Origin of the sequence: Ciceribacter sp. T2.26MG-112.2 (assembly GCF_900492205.1) — a bacterium.
Classification (GTDB): domain Bacteria; phylum Pseudomonadota; class Alphaproteobacteria; order Rhizobiales; family Rhizobiaceae; genus Allorhizobium; species Allorhizobium naphthalenivorans_A.
Window position 1 is genome coordinate 1 of the sequence record NZ_UEYQ01000064.1, and the last position, 839, is coordinate 839.

Annotated in this window: 1 protein-coding gene and 2 tRNA genes; all 3 read right to left on the reverse strand. The window is 54.0% G+C overall.

Annotated features, from left to right (window positions below):
- Window positions 1–247: 247 nt before the first annotated feature.
- Window positions 248–323: transfer RNA gene (locus tag DYZ14_RS23995), tRNA-Ala, on the reverse strand.
- A gap of 182 nt (window positions 324–505) precedes the next feature.
- A tRNA-Ile gene (locus DYZ14_RS24000) sits at window positions 506–582 on the reverse strand.
- Window positions 560–839: hypothetical protein (locus DYZ14_RS24280; RefSeq protein WP_210209320.1), on the reverse strand; the 280-nt coding region annotated here is incomplete at its 5' end. The genes DYZ14_RS24000 and DYZ14_RS24280, both read right to left, overlap by 23 nt.

Below are 839 nucleotides of genomic sequence, written 5' to 3' on the forward strand. Positions count from 1 at the left end.
AACAACCAACGATCCAGAGTGACAAGCTTCCTTCCTACCTCCAATCCCTCACCAATCTCGGGCCGGCTAGGCCTTCAAAGGGTTCATCGGGAAAGGGCTCGGACATGGGTAAAACCCACACCTGGAAGCCTCCAGATCAATCTTCTCTTCACAATTTTGCAGAACAGGCACCAGGCATTTCACCAGGTGCAAACCTTTATTTCTTCAAAGACAAGGATGTTTTCCACTCGCATCAACACCAAAACCTTGGTGGAGCTGAGCGGGATCGAACCGCTGACCCCCTGCTTGCAAAGCAGGTGCTCTCCCAGCTGAGCTACAGCCCCATTCAGGTTCGCACCTCAAGGCAACGCCAAGAGATCCGTCAACGCTTAAACCACCCGATCCAACCCAAACCAAAACCATGCAAAACAGGCACCCAATACAGGGCGCCAGCCCGTCGCGCCTCGTGGCGCGGCCCGTCCGGAGCGCAGCACCGAAGGTGCGAACAGCGCGTCAGGACAAAACATGGTGGGCCCGGGTAGACTCGAACTACCGACCCCACGCTTATCAAGCGTGTGCTCTAACCAACTGAGCTACGGGCCCATAAGGGTTGAACAACACTATCAAGCGGCCCGATCGGAGAAACCGACCAGACACGCCACAAAGCGTGGTCCTTGTCTTTTGAAGAAAGAGAAACGTAGACGGCGGCTCGCGCCATACCGGAAGGACCAAAGTCTCTTGCGGCGTATTGCGTTTCGATGGTGATCTGACTGATCCCATCTATTGTTCTAAAAAGCACGGGAAGGTTCATCTGGAATAAATTCCAGCGTCTTACCAATTCCACAGCTTCCTTAGAAAGG